Source organism: Metapseudomonas resinovorans (assembly GCF_002003485.1).
In the GTDB taxonomy this organism is placed as follows: domain Bacteria; phylum Pseudomonadota; class Gammaproteobacteria; order Pseudomonadales; family Pseudomonadaceae; genus Metapseudomonas; species Metapseudomonas resinovorans_D.
In genome coordinates this window covers 106,226-121,358 of sequence record NZ_BDMA01000023.1, presented here as the reverse complement: position 1 = coordinate 121,358, position 15,133 = coordinate 106,226, and the positions used below count along the sequence as shown (strand labels likewise).

At 65.0% G+C, this 15,133-nt stretch carries 12 protein-coding genes; 7 read left to right on the top strand and 5 right to left on the bottom strand.

The window, feature by feature from the left end:
* The first annotated feature begins 9 nt into the window (after window positions 1–9).
* The 6 genes from MnOB_RS08215 (at window position 10) to MnOB_RS08190 (ending at window position 10,547) form a co-directional block, all read left to right on the top strand.
* The gene (locus tag MnOB_RS08215; RefSeq protein WP_077523735.1) at window positions 10–1,239 is read left to right on the top strand and encodes a parallel beta-helix domain-containing protein; all 1,230 of its coding nucleotides are present in this window, start codon (window positions 10–12) and stop codon (window positions 1,237–1,239) included.
* Entirely contained in the window at window positions 1,236–2,345 is a 1,110-nt protein-coding gene (locus MnOB_RS08210) for an SO2930 family diheme c-type cytochrome (RefSeq protein ID WP_077523734.1), read from the top strand. The genes MnOB_RS08215 and MnOB_RS08210 overlap by 4 nt, the downstream gene beginning before the upstream one ends.
* A gap of 360 nt (window positions 2,346–2,705) precedes the next feature.
* Window positions 2,706–5,993 (top strand): transglutaminase family protein, encoded by a 3,288-nt coding sequence (locus MnOB_RS08205; RefSeq protein WP_077523733.1) that lies wholly within the window; start codon window positions 2,706–2,708, stop codon window positions 5,991–5,993.
* A gap of 90 nt (window positions 5,994–6,083) precedes the next feature.
* Window positions 6,084–8,582 (top strand): circularly permuted type 2 ATP-grasp protein, encoded by a 2,499-nt coding sequence (locus MnOB_RS08200; RefSeq protein WP_077523732.1) that lies wholly within the window; start codon window positions 6,084–6,086, stop codon window positions 8,580–8,582.
* Window positions 8,582–9,517 (top strand): transglutaminase family protein, encoded by a 936-nt coding sequence (locus tag MnOB_RS08195; RefSeq protein ID WP_077523731.1) that lies wholly within the window; start codon window positions 8,582–8,584, stop codon window positions 9,515–9,517. The genes MnOB_RS08200 and MnOB_RS08195 overlap by 1 nt, the downstream gene beginning before the upstream one ends.
* Before the next feature lie 181 nt (window positions 9,518–9,698).
* Window positions 9,699–10,547, top strand: coding sequence for a mechanosensitive ion channel family protein (locus tag MnOB_RS08190; protein ID WP_077523730.1), 849 nt, complete (start codon window positions 9,699–9,701; stop codon window positions 10,545–10,547).
* A gap of 318 nt (window positions 10,548–10,865) precedes the next feature.
* Here MnOB_RS08190 and MnOB_RS08185 read toward each other — a convergent pair whose 3' ends face one another.
* The 4 genes from MnOB_RS08185 to MnOB_RS08170 all read right to left on the bottom strand — a co-directional run bounded on the left by MnOB_RS08185 (window position 10,866) and on the right by MnOB_RS08170 (window position 13,161).
* Window positions 10,866–11,312, bottom strand: coding sequence for a GNAT family N-acetyltransferase (locus MnOB_RS08185; RefSeq protein WP_077523729.1), 447 nt, complete (start codon window positions 11,310–11,312; stop codon window positions 10,866–10,868).
* Between the two features lie 5 nt (window positions 11,313–11,317).
* Complete coding sequence (locus MnOB_RS08180) at window positions 11,318–11,689, bottom strand: thiol-disulfide oxidoreductase DCC family protein (RefSeq protein ID WP_077523728.1); 372 nt, start codon at window positions 11,687–11,689, stop codon at window positions 11,318–11,320.
* Window positions 11,690–11,746: 57 nt separating this feature from the next.
* On the bottom strand, window positions 11,747–12,334 hold the full coding sequence (locus tag MnOB_RS08175) for an LOG family protein (protein WP_077523727.1): 588 nt from the start codon (window positions 12,332–12,334) through the stop codon (window positions 11,747–11,749).
* Window positions 12,335–12,537: 203 nt separating this feature from the next.
* Window positions 12,538–13,161 (bottom strand): LysE family transporter, encoded by a 624-nt coding sequence (locus tag MnOB_RS08170; RefSeq protein WP_077523726.1) that lies wholly within the window; start codon window positions 13,159–13,161, stop codon window positions 12,538–12,540.
* Between the two features lie 124 nt (window positions 13,162–13,285).
* Here MnOB_RS08170 and azu point away from each other — a divergent pair, with 124 nt between their 5' ends.
* The gene (gene azu, locus MnOB_RS08165; RefSeq protein WP_077523725.1) at window positions 13,286–13,735 is read left to right on the top strand and encodes an azurin; all 450 of its coding nucleotides are present in this window, start codon (window positions 13,286–13,288) and stop codon (window positions 13,733–13,735) included.
* 179 nt (window positions 13,736–13,914) lie between these two features.
* Here azu and MnOB_RS08160 read toward each other — a convergent pair whose 3' ends face one another.
* Complete coding sequence (locus tag MnOB_RS08160; protein WP_077523724.1) at window positions 13,915–14,940, bottom strand: DUF1338 domain-containing protein; 1,026 nt, start codon at window positions 14,938–14,940, stop codon at window positions 13,915–13,917.
* Between the last annotated feature and the right edge of the window lie 193 nt (window positions 14,941–15,133).

The window sequence follows — 15,133 nt, the reverse complement described above, 5'->3', positions numbered from 1 at the left end:
TACTGCCCCATGCGCCCCTTCACTCTCCTGGCCCTTGCCCTCCTGCTCGCCGGCTGCGGCGACCAGGTCGATTCCCCCGTCACGCACGCCGACTTCCAGAAGGACTTGCAGGCCCGCCTGATCAAGGCCAAGCCCGGTTCCGTCATCGAAATCCCCGCCGGCAAATGGCAACTGGATCGCGGCCTCAGCCTCAAGGTCAGCGGCGTGACCCTCAAGGGTGCCGGCATGGACAAGACCATCCTCAGCTTCAAGGGCCAGAAGGCGGGCGCCGAAGGGCTGCTGGTGGACGCCTCGGATTTCACCATCGAAGACCTCGCCCTTGAGGACAGCAAGGGCGATGCCCTCAAGGTGGTGGGGGGCAAGAACATCATCATCCGCAATATACGGACCGAGTGGACCAATGGCCCGGCCACTGAGAATGGCGCCTACGGTATCTACCCGGTGCAGACCGAAAACACCTTGATCGAAGGCGCAGTGGCCATCGGCGCGTCGGATGCCGGCATCTACGTCGGCCAGTCCCGCAACGTGGTGGTGCGCAATAGCCGCGCCGAACGCAACGTCGCCGGCATCGAGATCGAGAACACCATCGGCGCCGACGTCTATGACAACGTCGCCACTGGCAACACCGGCGGCATCCTCGTGTTCAACATGCCCAACCTGCAGCAGCCGGGGCACGGCACACGCATCTACCGCAACAAGGTGGAGGGCAACAACCACGACAACTTCGGCCACAAGGGCACGCCAGTGGCCAGCGTGCCCGCCGGTTCCGGCGTGGTGATCAACTCCAACGACGATGTGGAAATCTTCGATAACGACATCGGCAATCACCGCACCGCCAACGTCATCGTCAGCAGCTACTTCAGCACCGGCTACAGCGACCTCTCCACCACCAGCGACTTCGACCCCTACCCGGAACGCATCGCCATCCGTGGCAATCGTTTCGGGCCCGGCGGCGACAGCCCTGACCACCTCGAACTGAAAGCCCTCAGGGTCGCCAAATTCGGCCTCAATGGCCGCCTGCCAGACATTCTCTGGGACGGCTACGTGAACCCGGCGAAGGTGGTAGACGGCACGCTGCCGGCCGAGTTGGGCATCTGCGTCGACAACGGCGCGGCAACCCTGGTCAACGTCGACGGCCCCAACAACTTCAAGAACATCAGCACCGATATGGCTAATCACCGCTGTACGCTGCCACCGCTGCCGGAAGTCGTCCTGGCAGCGGCGGGACAGGGGGCATGAGGGCAGCGCTGTGTCTGCTGCTTCTGCTGCTGTCCGGCTGTGGCCAGCAGCAGGAGCCGCTCTACCTGCCCGAGGGCGAGAACTACCCGGAAAAGCTCAGTGGCTGGGGCATGCTGCAGCGGGTCGGTGGCTACCTGCAGCCCGCGACGGAAGCGCTGGTTTATGACCTGAATACCCCGCTGTTCAGCGACTACGCCCACAAGCTGCGCACCCTGTGGATGCCGGCAGGGCAGGCCGCACGCTACGACGAGGAGCGCTTCGACTTTCCTGTCGGCACCGTGCTGACCAAGACCTTCTATTACCCGAAGGACGAACAGGGCCGGTTGTTGAAGAACACTACGGATGACCGCGATCCGGCCAAGGGGCTTGCTCTGGCCAAGGTGCAATTGGTGGAAACCCGTGTGCTGTTGCGTCAGCAGCAGGGTTGGGTAGCACTGCCGTACGTGTGGGACGAGGCGCAGGGGGACGCGACTCTGGAATGGGCCGGTGCCAGCGCAGCGCTGCAACTGCACGACGAGCAGGGCGGCTCATTGCAGGTGGAGTACCAGGTGCCCGACGCCAACCAGTGCGCCGGTTGTCATGAGGAGAGCCGTGGAGAAGGGCTGCACCCCCTGGGGCCGAAGGCACGTCATCTGAATCGCGACCTGACCTATCCGGAGGCTGTGGAAAACCAACTGCAACACTGGCTGCGCCTGGGTTTGCTCCAGGGGCTGCCAGCGGCGGGCGGCATTCCGCGCCATGCCCTGGCCAGCGCACCCCGTGAAGGGGAGGACCTGGAGCAACAGGCGCGCAGCTACCTCGATATCAACTGCGCCCACTGCCATAACCCCAAGGGACCGGCGCGCACCTCCGGCCTCTACCTCGATCCTGCTACGCCGTTGGGCATTCCCTACGGCCTGTGCAAGCAGCCTGTGGCTGCGGGCAAGGGCTCAGGCGACCGCCTGGTGGACATCCACCCCGGCCAGCCGGATGCCTCTGTGCTGATCTACCGCGTCCAGAGCACCGACCCCAGCGTGATGATGCCCGAGCTGGGGCGCTCCACTGCACACCGTGAAGGGGTGGAGCTGCTGACGCGCTGGATCGCCGGTTTGCCCGGAGGGTGCTAGTGCACTTGTAGGGGCGAATTCATTCGCCAAGCAGGCCGAAGGTCTGCCCGCCTTTGTTGAAGGAGGCCGCTTCGCGTCCTTTGGCGAATGAATTCGCCCCTACAGAGGTCATCGCCGTTGATAGGCAGTTATACCCAATCGGCCTAACCGGCCGGATGCGAATTCCCTTCTTCTTCATCTTCGACCGCTAGGCTTCAATTTCACCTGCTGGTCCGCCGCGAACCATTTTTGTGCGGCCGGGCCATCTGGGTGCGAAGGTGGCTCTTTTCCGGTGCTTGGAAGGGCCTAAATTGGTGGTTCGGGGGCTGGCACAAGTCTTGCGCAACTCCCGCTATCGCCCAGGCTCGCAGGAGGCACGCCGTGTCGATTCATGTCGCACTGCATCACGTCACCCACTATCGCTACGATCGTGAGGTCAATCTCGGCCCGCAAGTCATCCGCTTGCGGCCGGCGCCCCACAGCCGCTCGCGCATCCTCGGCTATTCGCTGAAGGTTTCGCCGGGCAAACACTTCATCAACTGGCAGCAGGACCCCCAGGGCAACTACCTGGCGCGCTTGGTGTTCCCGGAGAAAACGCGTGAACTGAAGGTGGAAGTGGACCTGGTCGCCGAAATGGCGGTGTTCAATCCGTTCGACTTCTTCCTCGAGCCTTATGCCGAGCAGTTTCCCTTCAGCTACACGAGCGATGACCAACGTGAGCTGGCGCCGTACCTCAGCCGCCTTCCCGCCGGCCCGCTATTCGCGGATTACCTGTCGCGCATCGACCTGACTCCCAAGAGAAGCGTCGACTTCCTGGTGGCGCTCAACCAGCAGCTGTCGCGGGACATCCGCTACCTGATCCGCATGGAGCCGGGCGTGCAGACGCCGGAGGAAAGCCTGGAGAAGGCTTGCGGTTCGTGCCGCGACTCGGCCTGGCTGCTAGTGCAGCTGCTGCGCCACCTAGGCCTGGCCGCACGCTTCGTCTCCGGCTACCTGATCCAGCTCACCGCTGACCAGAAATCCCTCGACGGCCCAAGCGGCACGGAGGTCGACTTCACCGACCTGCACGCCTGGTGTGAGGTTTACCTGCCAGGTGCCGGCTGGGTCGGTCTGGACCCCACCTCGGGCCTGTTCGCCGGTGAAGGCCACATTCCGCTGGCCTGCAGCCCGGAACCGACCTCGGCGGCGCCCATCAGCGGCGGAGTGGAAGAGTGCGAGTGCGAGTTCTCCCACGACATGCGCATCGAACGGGTCTGGGAAGCCCCCCGGGTGACCAAGCCCTACAGCGATGAACAGTGGCAGGCGATCCGCGAGCTCGGCTCGCGCATTGACGCCGATCTCCTCGCCGGCGACGTGCGCCTGACCATGGGCGGCGAGCCCACCTTCATCGCTATCGACTACCCCGATGATCCGGAGTGGAACACCGCTGCGCTGGGCGCCAACAAACGCCGTCTGGCCGCCGACCTGTTCCATCGTCTGCGCAGCCACTATGCGCCCAGCGGCCTGATGCACTTCGGCCAGGGCAAGTGGTACCCCGGTGAGCAACTGCCGCGCTGGTCGTTGATCTGCTACTGGCGCAAGGACGGCGAGCCCATCTGGCAGGACCCGGCCCTCTACGCCAACGAAAGTCGCACCTATGGCGCCGACGCCCCTCTGGCGGCTCGCTTCCTCAGTCGGCTGGCCGATCGGCTGGGTGTGACGGGCGACCATCAGTTCCCGGCGTTCGAGGACTGGTACTACTACCTCTGGCGCGAGCGGAAGCTGCCCGTCAACGTGACTCCGGAAGATGCCCGCCTGGCCGACCCGATGGAGCGTGAGCGCCTACGCCGGGTATTCGACCGTGGACTGGGTGAAGTCGTGGGGCAGGTGCTGCCGCTGGCGCGCAGCGCCGCCGGAGATGCCTGGGAAAGTGGCCACTGGTTCCTGCGCGACGAACATTGCCGGCTGCTGCCCGGCGATTCCGCCATGGGCTATCGCCTGCCGCTGGATTCACAGCCCTGGGTCAACGATGCGGACTATCCCTACGTCAACCCGGCCGACCCCAGCCAGCAGTTCCCGCCGCTGCGCCGCGCCGCGCTGATCCGCCAGCAATTGCGCGATGGAGGTCCCGCGGCCCATGGCGATGCCCGTGAACCGCGCGTGCACCAGTCCGCCGCCGGCATCATCCGCACCGCCCTCTGCGCCGAACCCCGCGAAGGCCGGCTCTACCTGTTCATGCCGCCGCTTTCCGAGCTGGAGTCCTACCTGGAACTGGTGGCCGCTATCGAGGCCACGGCCGGTGAGCTGGACTGTCCGGTGCTGCTGGAAGGCTACGAGCCGCCCAGTGACCCGCGCCTGACCAATTTCCGCGTCACCCCCGATCCGGGCGTGATCGAAGTGAACATTCACCCTTCGGCCAACTGGGACGAACTGGTAGAACGCACCGAATTCCTCTACGAGGCGGCGCGGCAGAGCCGGTTGTCCAGCGAGAAGTTCATGGTCGACGGTCGCCACGTCGGCACCGGTGGCGGCAACCACTTCGTGCTGGGGGGCGCCACCCCGGCGGATTCGCCCTTCCTGCGCCGTCCGGACCTGCTGCGCAGCCTGATCAGCTACTGGCACAACCACCCATCGCTGTCCTACCTGTTCTCCGGCCTGTTTATCGGCCCGACCTCGCAGGCGCCGCGCGTGGACGAGGCGCGCAACGACGCCCTCTACGAGTTGGAGATCGCCTTTGCACAGATGCCCCAGCCGGGCGCCGACTGTCCGCCCTGGCTGGTGGATCGGCTGCTGCGCAACTTGCTGGTGGATGTCTCCGGCAATACGCACCGCGCCGAGTTCTGTATCGACAAGCTCTACTCGCCGGACAGCAGCAGTGGGCGCCTCGGCCTGCTGGAACTGCGTGCCTTCGAAATGCCGCCCCATGCGCGCATGAGCCTGGCCCAGCAGCTGCTGCTGCGCGGCATGGTCGCGCGCTTCTGGAACGAGCCCTACCAGCCGCCGAAGCTGGTGCGCTGGGGCACCGAGCTGCATGACCGCTTCCTGCTGCCGCACTTCGTCCAGCAGGATTTCGACGACGTGGTCCACGAGTTCAACGCTGCCGGCTATCCGCTGCGCAGCGAATGGTTCGCCCCGCACTTCGAATTCCGCTTCCCCAAATACGGCGACTACCAGGTCAAAGGGATCGACCTTGAGCTGCGCCAGGCCCTGGAGCCCTGGCATGTGCTGGGAGAGGAAGGTTCCGCTGGCAGCACCGTGCGTTATGTGGACTCGTCACTGGAGCGGGTGCAGGTCAAGGTCAACGGCATGGCCCCGGATCGCTACGTGCTGACCTGCAATGGCGAACCCGTGCCACTGCAGTCCACGGGCCGGGGCGGCGAGTTCATCGCCGGCGTGCGCTACCGCGCGTGGCAACCGGCTGCTTGCCTGCAGCCCACCATCGGCGTGCAGGTGCCCCTGGTGTTCGACCTGGTGGATACCTGGATGCAGCGCTCCCTGGGCGGCTGTCAGTACCATGTCGCCCATCCCGGCGGGCGCAGCTACGACAGTTTCCCGGTAAACGCCTACGAGGCCGAAAGCCGCCGCCTGGCGCGCTTCTTCCGTCACGGGCATACGCCGGGCAAGCTGCTGGTCGGCAAGCCGGTGGTCGACGACGAACTGCCCATGACCCTGGATTTGCGTCGCCGCTAGCTTGGGCAAGTGCGCCCGGCCGACGATACAGCGGCCGGGCATCGCGCTGTCCGCTAAAGTTTCCCTGCCGCCCAACTGCCGAGCCCCCCGATGTCCGAGCTGCTAGCCAACTATCCGCTGACCGCCACGGCCTACCACGAATTGCTGGATGACGAGGGCCAGGTGCGTCCCCACTGGCAGCGTTTGTTCCAGCAGCTCGAGCGCAGCAGCCCGGCGCAGATTCGGCAGCGCCAGGATCTGCTGGCGCGGCAGATCCAGGAGAACGGCGTCACCTACAACGTCTACGCCGATCCCAAGGGCACCGACCGCCCCTGGGAGTTGGATTTGCTGCCCAACCTGCTCTCGGCCGAGGAATGGCAGCCCATCGCCGCAGGCGTGGCCCAGCGGGCGCGTGTGCTCAATGCGGTATTGGCCGACCTCTATGGCGAGCAGCAGCTGCTGGCCGAAGGCTTGTTGCCCAGCGAACTGGTCTACGGCCATCCCAACTTCCTCTGGCCTTGCCAGGGCGTGCAGCCACCCGGTGGCATCTTCCTGCACAGCTACGCGGTGGATCTCGCCCGTGATGCCGATGGGCGCTGGCATGTGCTGGCCGATCGCACCCAGGCGCCGTCCGGTGCCGGCTACGCCCTGGAGAACCGGCAGATCGTGTCCCGCGCACTGCCGGAGCTCTATCGCGACCTGCGGGTGCAGTACCTCGCCGGCTACTTCCGCACCCTGCAGGAAACCCTGATCCGCCAGGCGCCCAGCGATGGCGAGACGCCGCTGGTGGTGCTGCTCACCCCCGGGCGTTTCAACGAAACCTATTTCGAGCATCTGTACCTGGCTCGCCAGCTCGGTTTTCCGCTGGTGGAAGGCCACGACCTGACGGTGCGCGACGCCACCCTCTACCTCAAGACCCTGGGTGGCCTGAAGCGCGTCCATGCCGTACTGCGCCGCCTCGACGACGACTACTGCGATCCACTGGAGCTGCGCACCGACTCGGCGCTGGGCGTACCCGGCCTGCTGGATGCGGTACGCCAGGGACGGGTCCTGGTGGCTAATGCCCTGGGCAGTGGCGTGCTGGAATCGCCAGGGCTGCTGGGCTTCCTGCCGAAAGTCAGCCAGCGGCTGCTCGGCGAGGACCTGCTGCTGCCCACCGTCGGCACCTGGTGGTGCGGCCAGGGGCAGGTGCTGAGCAAGGCTCCGGACGGCCTGGCCGGGCTGGTGATCAAACCGGCCTTCCCCAGCCAGAGCTTCGAACCGCTGTTCGGCCATGCGCTTGAAGACGGTGCGCTGCTGACGCTGCGCAAGCGTCTGCAGGCCCATCCTCACGCCTATGTCGCCCAGCGCCTGGCGCAGCTTTCCCAGGCGCCGGTGTGGCTCGGCGACGAAGCAGGCGGCGAGTTGCATTCGCGGGCCATCGGCATGCGCGTGTTCGCTGTGGCAGGGGCAGACGGCAGCTACTGGGTGATGCCGGGCGGCCTGACGCGGGTGGCCTCGGAGGCCGATGCCGAGGTGGTATCCATGCAGCGCGGCGGCGCCAGCAAGGACACCTGGGTGCTGGCCGACCTGCCGGTGGTGGGCGAGCCGCTGCGGCCCCGCACCATCGGCGCGCGCGACCTGATCCGCCAGGACCCCTATCTGCCCTCCCGGGTTGTGGAAAACCTCTATTGGTTCGGTCGCTACGGCGAGCGCTGCGACGATGGTGCGCGGCTGCTGCGGGTGGTGCTGTCGCGCTATGTGGACGCCGACGGTGACGAGCAGGCGTTACGCTCGGCGCTGCAACTGGCCGGTGCCATCGGCCTCGTGCCCGTCGGCAAGGAACCCCTGGAGCAGCGCCTGTTGGCGGCCCTGCTGGACGACGAATGGCCGAGCAGCGTCAGCGCGAACCTGCGTCGCCTGCACTGGGCGGCGGCCCAGGTGCGCGGCCGGCTGTCGCGGGAGAACTGGCACGCGGTGCTGGAGCTGCATCGCGAGGCACAGGCCCTGGACCCGCAACGTACCGATCTCGGCGAGGCGATGGAATTCCTCAATCGCCTGCTGATGTCCCTGGCGGCTCTGTCCGGCTTCGCCCTGGACGACATGACCCGCGACGATGGCTGGCGCTTCCTGATGATCGGTCGTCGCATCGAGCGGGTGCAGTTCTATGCCGACGCCATTGCCGGCTTCCTCGAAGGGGGCGATTCCTGGGACCAGGGCGCCTTGGAGTGGTTGCTGGAGCTGGGCAACAGCACCATCACCTACCGTTCGCGCTACCTGGCCTCGCCGCAGTTGATCCCGGTACTCGACCTGCTCCTGCTGCATGACCAGAACCCCCACGCCCTGCGCTTCCAGCTGCAAGCCCTGGAGCGTTCCCTCGGGCGCCTGCATCAGGAGTTCGGCGCGCCCCAGGAGCTGGTGCTGAGCGGGTTGATCGGGCGCCTGCTCGCCTTCGACCTGGCCACCCTGGAAGACCCACTGTTCGGCAGCGACAGCCTGGCCGAGGTGCTGGCCGGACTGGCCGGACTGCTGCGGGATATCGCACAGAACGTCGGACAGGTCTCCGATCGTCTCGGATTGCGCTATTTTGCCCACGTCGACGACGTCAGCCAGCAAACGGTATCGACCTGATGCACGCGCAAGCCCAATCCATCGCCCCTGTGCAGAGCGCCCGCTACCAGGTGTTCCACGACACCCACTACCGCTATTCGGCGCCGGTGTCGCTCTCCCAGCAACTGGTGCATCTCTGGCCGCGAGACTGCTCCTGGCAGCTGTGCGGTGGGCAGCAGTTGCTGATCAATCCCGAACCGACGTTGCGCCAGGATCTCACTGACGTCTTCGGCAACCCGCTGACGCGCCTGGCCTTCGAACGCCCCCATGATGAGCTGCAGGTCAACGCCCGCCTGCAGATCGAAGTTCTGCCCCATGCGCCGCTGGACCTCGCCGCCTCACCGGCCTGGGAACAGGTGCCGGCTACGCTCGGCTTCACCGGCCGCGCCCTGTCGCCCATTGAACTGGACGCCTGTCGCTATCGCGTGGAATCGCCCTATGTGCGCATCAAGCGCCAGTTCGGCGAATTCGCTACGGGCTGTTTCCCGGCCGGCCGGCCCCTGCTACAGGGCACGGCGGCGCTGATGGAGAAGATCTTCAGCGAGTTCGCTTTCGATGCCGAAGCCACCCAGGTGGCGACGCCGCTGACCGAGGTGCTGGAGCGGCGGCGTGGCGTCTGCCAGGACTTCGCGCACCTGATGCTGGCCTGCCTGCGCTCCCGTGGGCTGGCGGCGCGCTACGTCAGCGGCTACCTGCTCACCCAGCCGCCACCCGGCCAGCCACGCCTGATCGGCGCCGACGCCTCGCACGCCTGGGTATCGGTCTACTGCCCGCGCAATGGCTGGGTGGACTTCGACCCCACCAACAACATCCTGCCCAACCTGGAACACATCACCCTGGCCTGGGGCCGCGATTTCTCCGATGTCTCGCCCCTGCGCGGGGTCATTCTCGGTGGCGGCAGCCACGACCCGGAAGTCCGCGTAACCGTCATGCCGCTCTGGGAACTCGCCGTCTGACCCTCTTGCCGCTCTTGTAGGTTGGTCCGAGCGTAGCGAGGCCCAACGTCGTACCCATATCAAGCACCGAATTGTTGGGTTTCGTACCTCTACCCAACCTACGGGGATCTGCCTGCCGAGCACTTTGCCGGCGCCGTGCTAGCTTTTTCGGGGCCACTTCTCTCCTGCAAGGTGCTTTGCCATGGATGAAACAACCATCGTTAATGTGGGTACTGAGAAGGTCAGCGCGTTTATGACCACGGTCATGCAGTACGCCACAACCTTCGGCGTCAAGATTCTCGCGGCCATCGCCTTCTGGGTGGTGGGGCGCTGGCTCATCGGTTTTGCGGTTGGCCTGGTCCAGCGCTCCCTGGAGCGACAGAAAGTGGACCCGACCGTGCTGCGCTATGTCGGGTCGTTCATCACCGTCACCCTGAACGTCCTCCTGGTGGTGGGCATCCTCGGCTTCTTCGGCATCCAGACCACCAGCCTCGCGGCATTGATCGCGGCGGTCGGCCTGGCCATCGGCATGGCCTGGTCGGGGCTGCTGGCCAACCTGGCGGCCGGCGGATTCATCATCGTCCTGCGGCCGTTCAAGGTGGGCGACATGATCAGCGCTGGCGGCGTGACCGGCACGGTGAAGGAGATCGGTCTGTTCGCCACCACGATCAACACGCCGGACAACGTGATGACCCTGGTGGGCAACAACAAGATCTTCAGCGACACCATCCAGAACTTCAGCCACAACGACTTCCGCCGTGTGGAACTCAAGGCCCAGCTCTCCGGCGCCGCCGACTGGCACGCAGCCGCGGCTGTTCTCAAGGCGCGCATCGCCGCCATCCCCAATGTGCTCACCGAGCCGCCGGTGGATGTGGAAATCCTTGAGTTCAACCTGGTGGGACCGGTGCTGGCGGTACGACCTTATTGCCACAACGACAACTACTGGCAGGTGTATTTCGATACCAACCGCACCATCAAAGAAGCCCTGGGTACGGACTTCCCGGCGCCCATGCCGGCGCAGACCATTATCGTGCAACAGCCGCAGGGGTGATCTCGGGCAGGCCTTCGGCCTGCTTGGCGAATGAATTCGCCCCTACAGGTGAAGCACCTGGCCAATCTCCCGCACGAACTGCCCCCTCTCCCTTTGGGAGAGGGTTGGGGTGAGGGGCTGTGCGAGGCAGCGAGCTCGGTGCTGAACCTTTTCGCGAATGAATTCGCCCCCACAGGAAGAGCGCTTAGTTGAGTAGGGTGGATCACGCTTCACCGATCCACCGTCGGAGCAAGGCTTGGCCCAACAGGTGGATGTAAAGAGCGACATCCACCCTACGACACTGGGGTGCAGGTCTGGGTTGGGGAGAGGGAAGCCCGATCAGTCCTTGCGCAGATGCAGGATCGGGAACGGCTTGCCCGAACCATCCACTGGCGAACGGTCGTACTGCACGAATCCCAGGCGCAGGTAGAAACCCACCGCCTGCGGATTCTGTTCGTTCACATCGACCGATCGCGCACCGTGGGCCATCGCATGCTCCATCAGCGTGCGACCAATGCCCTGGCCGCGAAGAGCAGGGTCGACAAAAAGCATTTCCACCTTTTCCCCATCGGTCCCGACGAACCCGGTGATGCTGCCGGCCGCATCACGCAGGCAGGCCAATTGCACCGAGTCTAGGTAGGCATCGCGCACCAGGGGTTTGAAGAACTGGATGTCGTCCTCAGTGAGGAAGTCATGGGTGGCGCGCACGGCGCCTTCCCAGATTTCGATCAGTCGCTGGCGGTCGGCAGGGGAAAGGGTATTCAGGGTTTCGACAGCAGGGGTCATCCATGTCACCAGTGATGCTTGGCTTTGTTCCAGCGGTAGAGCAGGCGGGCGAATAGCTTGTAGCCGAGCTGCGCAAGGCCGTGGATCAGCGGCAGGGAAAAGAGTCGGGCTTTCCAGCGTTCCCCAGGTGAGTGGCGCCAGAGCACGATGAAGGCATCCACGCCCATGCGCTTGATGCCTTGTTCGTCCACCAGGTGAAGGCGCTCGCGGACGTATTCCAGGTTCTCGCCGATTTCGTCCACCGCGCTGTTGTCCTGATGGACATCGGCCCATTCCACCTGGCAGGCGGTGGTCTTGCCTTTCTGGCCTTCGATGCCAGCCTTGCACACCGGGCATGCGCTGTTGAAATAGACCTTGATCCGCTCTTCGCCTGCCATGGGCCGCTCCTGGCCGTGGGTTCGCCCGGACAGTGTAAGGCCGGGACGGGTGCAGGGTCAGTGGGGCTTGCGGTCGACCCATTTGGGCGCGCTGCTCGGGCGCCAGGCTTCCAGGCGGTCGAGCAGGATTTCCGGGTGGCCGCCGACCTGCAGCATGCCGCGGTGCTGGTCGCGAACGAAGCGCTCTTCCACCAGATGGTCGAGGAAGTCGGTGAGCTTGTCGTAGAAGCTGTTCACTTCCAGCAGGCCCAGCGGCTTGCTGTGGTAGCCCAGTTGGCCCCAGGTCCAGATCTCGAACAGCTCTTCCAAGGTACCCAGGCCACCGGGCAGGGCGATGAAGGCGTCGGACAGCTCGGCCATGCGGGCCTTGCGTGCGTGCATGCCGTCCACCACTTCCAGGCGGGTCAGACCCTTGTGGCCGATCTCGGCGTCCATCAGGCTCTGCGGAATCACCCCGATGACTTCGCCACCGGCAGCCAGGGCCGCATCAGCCACGGTGCCCATCAGGCCAACTGCGCCTCCGCCGTAGACCAACGTGATACCGCGCTCGGCCAGGGTGTGGCCCAGCAGGGCGGCTGTTTCACGGTAGATCGGCTTGGCGCCTGGGCTGGCACCGCAGAACACGCAGATGGAACGCAAGGACATGGGGGACTCCTCGGGCGAAAAAAGCGCGCAAGGGTACCGATTTAGTGCCTGAGCTCCAAGCTGTTCGAGCGGTCAGCTTCCGAACGGTCGGCGCTGGAATCAGCCGGCGCGGCCGCCGTAAGCCCCGCGGCATGGGCGGCGAGCAGGCTTTGCAGGAATCTCATGGCGCATCGCCTTCTGGACGAATGGCGCCATGCGACAGATCAAGCCAGCTTCAGCAATTCCGCCGCCGTCATCCCTGACAGGCCCAGCAGGCACAGGCCGCAGGCCAGGTAGGTGAGGCGGTGCCAGAGGGTGGAGGCGGCGCGGCGGAACCAGTCCACCAGGCCGGCGCAGATGAAGCACCAGAGCAGCGACGACAGCATGAAGCCGCCGAAGAACACCGCCAGGTGGGTCGGTGTCGGCTCGGCCACGCCCACTGCGGCCATGGCCCCGCCCATGGCTGCCCAGTAGACGATGTTCTGCGGGTTGGTCAGTGACAGGGCGGCGCCAGAGGCGAAGGCACCGCCGCTGGCCCCTTGCTCTTCGGTCGACGGTTGCGGCGGACGTTGGGCATCCCGCAATGACTGCAGGCCGAGCCAGCCCAGATACAGGGCACTGGCGATGGTCAGGGGGTAACGCACTGTGGCGCTGTCCAGCAGCAGGGCAAGGCCGGTAAGGCCCAGCGCGGCCCAGGTGGCATCGCCCACGAGCGAACCGATCTGCACCATAAGGGCCGGCTTGTAGCCGTCGCGCAGGCCGCGCCGCAGGGTTTCGCTGAAAACCGCGCCGGGGGCCGCGTTGAACACGAATCCGAGAAGCATCGCGGCAATGAAGAAGGACAACATGAGTCTTGAAATTCCTTGTTTCAGACGGGTTGCGGCCTGTTGCCGCACGATATGGGAACTCGTGGATAAATGGTGCAGTCTCCCTTCTTGGGGCATTTCTGCCCTTTCTGCCAAGGAGACTCCCATGATTCGCAAGCTCGTCGTTGCATCCGTGCTGGCCCTGGCCAGTGCACCTCTGCTGGCTGCTGAATGTACCGTGGATGTGCAAGGCACTGACCAGATGACTTTCGATACCAAAGAGATCAAGGTCAGCAAAAGTTGCAAAACCTTCACCGTGAACCTGAAGCACTCCGGCAAGTTGGCCAAGAACGTGATGGGCCACAACTGGGTGCTGAGCAAGACCGCCGATGCCCAGGCCATTGCCACCGAAGGCATGACCGCAGGCCTCGACAAGGACTACATCAAGGCCGAAGACCCCCGCATCATCGCCCACACCAAGATGATCGGCGGTGGCGAGAGCGCCAGCGTGACCTTCGACGTGTCCAAGCTGGCTGCCGGTGAGGGCTACGAGTTCTTCTGCTCGTTCCCGGGGCACGTGTCGATGATGAAGGGCACCCTGGCCCTGGTCGACTGACCTTCAGGTGAATGCAAAAAGGCCGCTCCGTGTAGCGGCCTTTTTTATTGCCTGGGCCGTATGGGCATGCATCTCTGTAGGGGCGAATTCATTCGCCAAGGGCAGCGAAGCTGCCCCCGAAAGACCCAGGGGCAGACCTTCGGCCTGCTTGGCGAATGAATTCGCCCCTACAACTGTTCCTAAGCGCTCTTCCCGGCGGTCATCTTGAAGATGCCCTGGGCATTGCCGCTGTCGAAATTCAGGTCCAGCCGGGCTTCTTCCGGATCGATCTCCCGCTGGATGAACTCCACGAACGACCCCGGCACTTCGCGCTGCACGGCACGTCCGCTGTTGTCGATGAAATCGCGCTGTACCTGCACGGCGCGGTAGGCGGTCTGCATCACCCGGCCGGACGCCGAGACCTCGATGCTGGCCTTCATCGGCCGGCCCTTGGCATTTTGCTCATCCACGACCGACTGCAGATTGGCGACGCGGTCGGTGAGGTGGTTGAACATGTTGCCTTCTGTGGCGATCCAGGCCATCTCCACGCTTTCTTCGCGCAGGATCTGGTAGTCGTTTTCATGCGCCACGCCGTGCTGGCGGTCGAAAGCGCGATAGAGCGCCGGCAACAGGTGCCGAGCCTCGACTTCGCTGCATTGGCGCTGGCGCCAGAGGGTGTCGAGGATGGTCTTGTGACTGGCGTCCAGCGGGTCGCGGCTGTCACCCACCACGCGGCTCACCGCCAACTGGAAGCTCTCGCCGAAGCGGCCCGGATGGAGTTCGGAAACGAAGAACTGGGCGATGTCCTCGGGAAGGTCCATCTGCCGGTAGGCATATCCGGTCATCTTCAGCCGGGTGAGTGGGTAGGTGCGCACATCGGCGAACCCCAGGGGCTCCAGCAACCGGGCGAAGGCCTGGCGGCCACGGGGCAGGGCGCCGTTGTCCGGCCAGTCGACGGTGCGAATGGCGCCGTGATCGAACACCACCTGACGCCCCTTCGCCTGCTGCTCCTCCACATAGGTGCGACCAATCGGCACCGCCTCCACCAGCTTGTGGAACAGGCAGAGATTCAGCGCTTCGGCCAGCCAGGCGCGATGCACGGCGGTCTCGCTGAAGGGTAAAGCGGACAGGCCGGCGGGAACTTCCACATGGGATTCGACCCAGCGGGCGGCGGGTTCGCCGATCACGCTGGCGACCAGGGCAAACAGGCGTTGGTTGGCGGACATGGAGCGATTCCGGGATGAAGTAAAGGTGAGCCTATCCAAGCAGCCCAACGGCGGCGGGGCAAACGAAAAAAACCGGTGGGTTCATTCCGTTTTTTCCTGAAGCCCAGAACGGGATGGATCGCATCACTTGTAGGGGCGAATTCATTCGCCAAGGGGCGCGAAGCGGCCCCAGGGGAATCCGAGTTGGGGCAAG

What these genes read in the sequence shown, in the direction of transcription:
- MnOB_RS08210 (WP_077523734.1), top strand. Translation starts at nt 1,236, where the DNA reads ATGAGGGCAGCGCTGTGTCTGCTGCTTCTGCTGCTGTCCGGCTGTGGC.
- MnOB_RS08180 (WP_077523728.1), bottom strand. Translation starts at nt 11,689, where the DNA reads ATGGCAGGCGAAGAGCGGATCAAGGTCTATTTCAACAGCGCATGCCCG.
- azu (WP_077523725.1), top strand. Translation starts at nt 13,286, where the DNA reads ATGATTCGCAAGCTCGTCGTTGCATCCGTGCTGGCCCTGGCCAGTGCA.
- MnOB_RS08190 (WP_077523730.1), top strand. Translation starts at nt 9,699, where the DNA reads ATGGATGAAACAACCATCGTTAATGTGGGTACTGAGAAGGTCAGCGCG.
- MnOB_RS08170 (WP_077523726.1), bottom strand. Translation starts at nt 13,161, where the DNA reads ATGTTGTCCTTCTTCATTGCCGCGATGCTTCTCGGATTCGTGTTCAAC.
- MnOB_RS08215 (WP_077523735.1), top strand. Translation starts at nt 10, where the DNA reads ATGCGCCCCTTCACTCTCCTGGCCCTTGCCCTCCTGCTCGCCGGCTGC.
- MnOB_RS08185 (WP_077523729.1), bottom strand. Translation starts at nt 11,312, where the DNA reads ATGACCCCTGCTGTCGAAACCCTGAATACCCTTTCCCCTGCCGACCGC.
- MnOB_RS08200 (WP_077523732.1), top strand. Translation starts at nt 6,084, where the DNA reads ATGTCCGAGCTGCTAGCCAACTATCCGCTGACCGCCACGGCCTACCAC.
- MnOB_RS08195 (WP_077523731.1), top strand. Translation starts at nt 8,582, where the DNA reads ATGCACGCGCAAGCCCAATCCATCGCCCCTGTGCAGAGCGCCCGCTAC.
- MnOB_RS08175 (WP_077523727.1), bottom strand. Translation starts at nt 12,334, where the DNA reads ATGTCCTTGCGTTCCATCTGCGTGTTCTGCGGTGCCAGCCCAGGCGCC.
- MnOB_RS08160 (WP_077523724.1), bottom strand. Translation starts at nt 14,940, where the DNA reads ATGTCCGCCAACCAACGCCTGTTTGCCCTGGTCGCCAGCGTGATCGGC.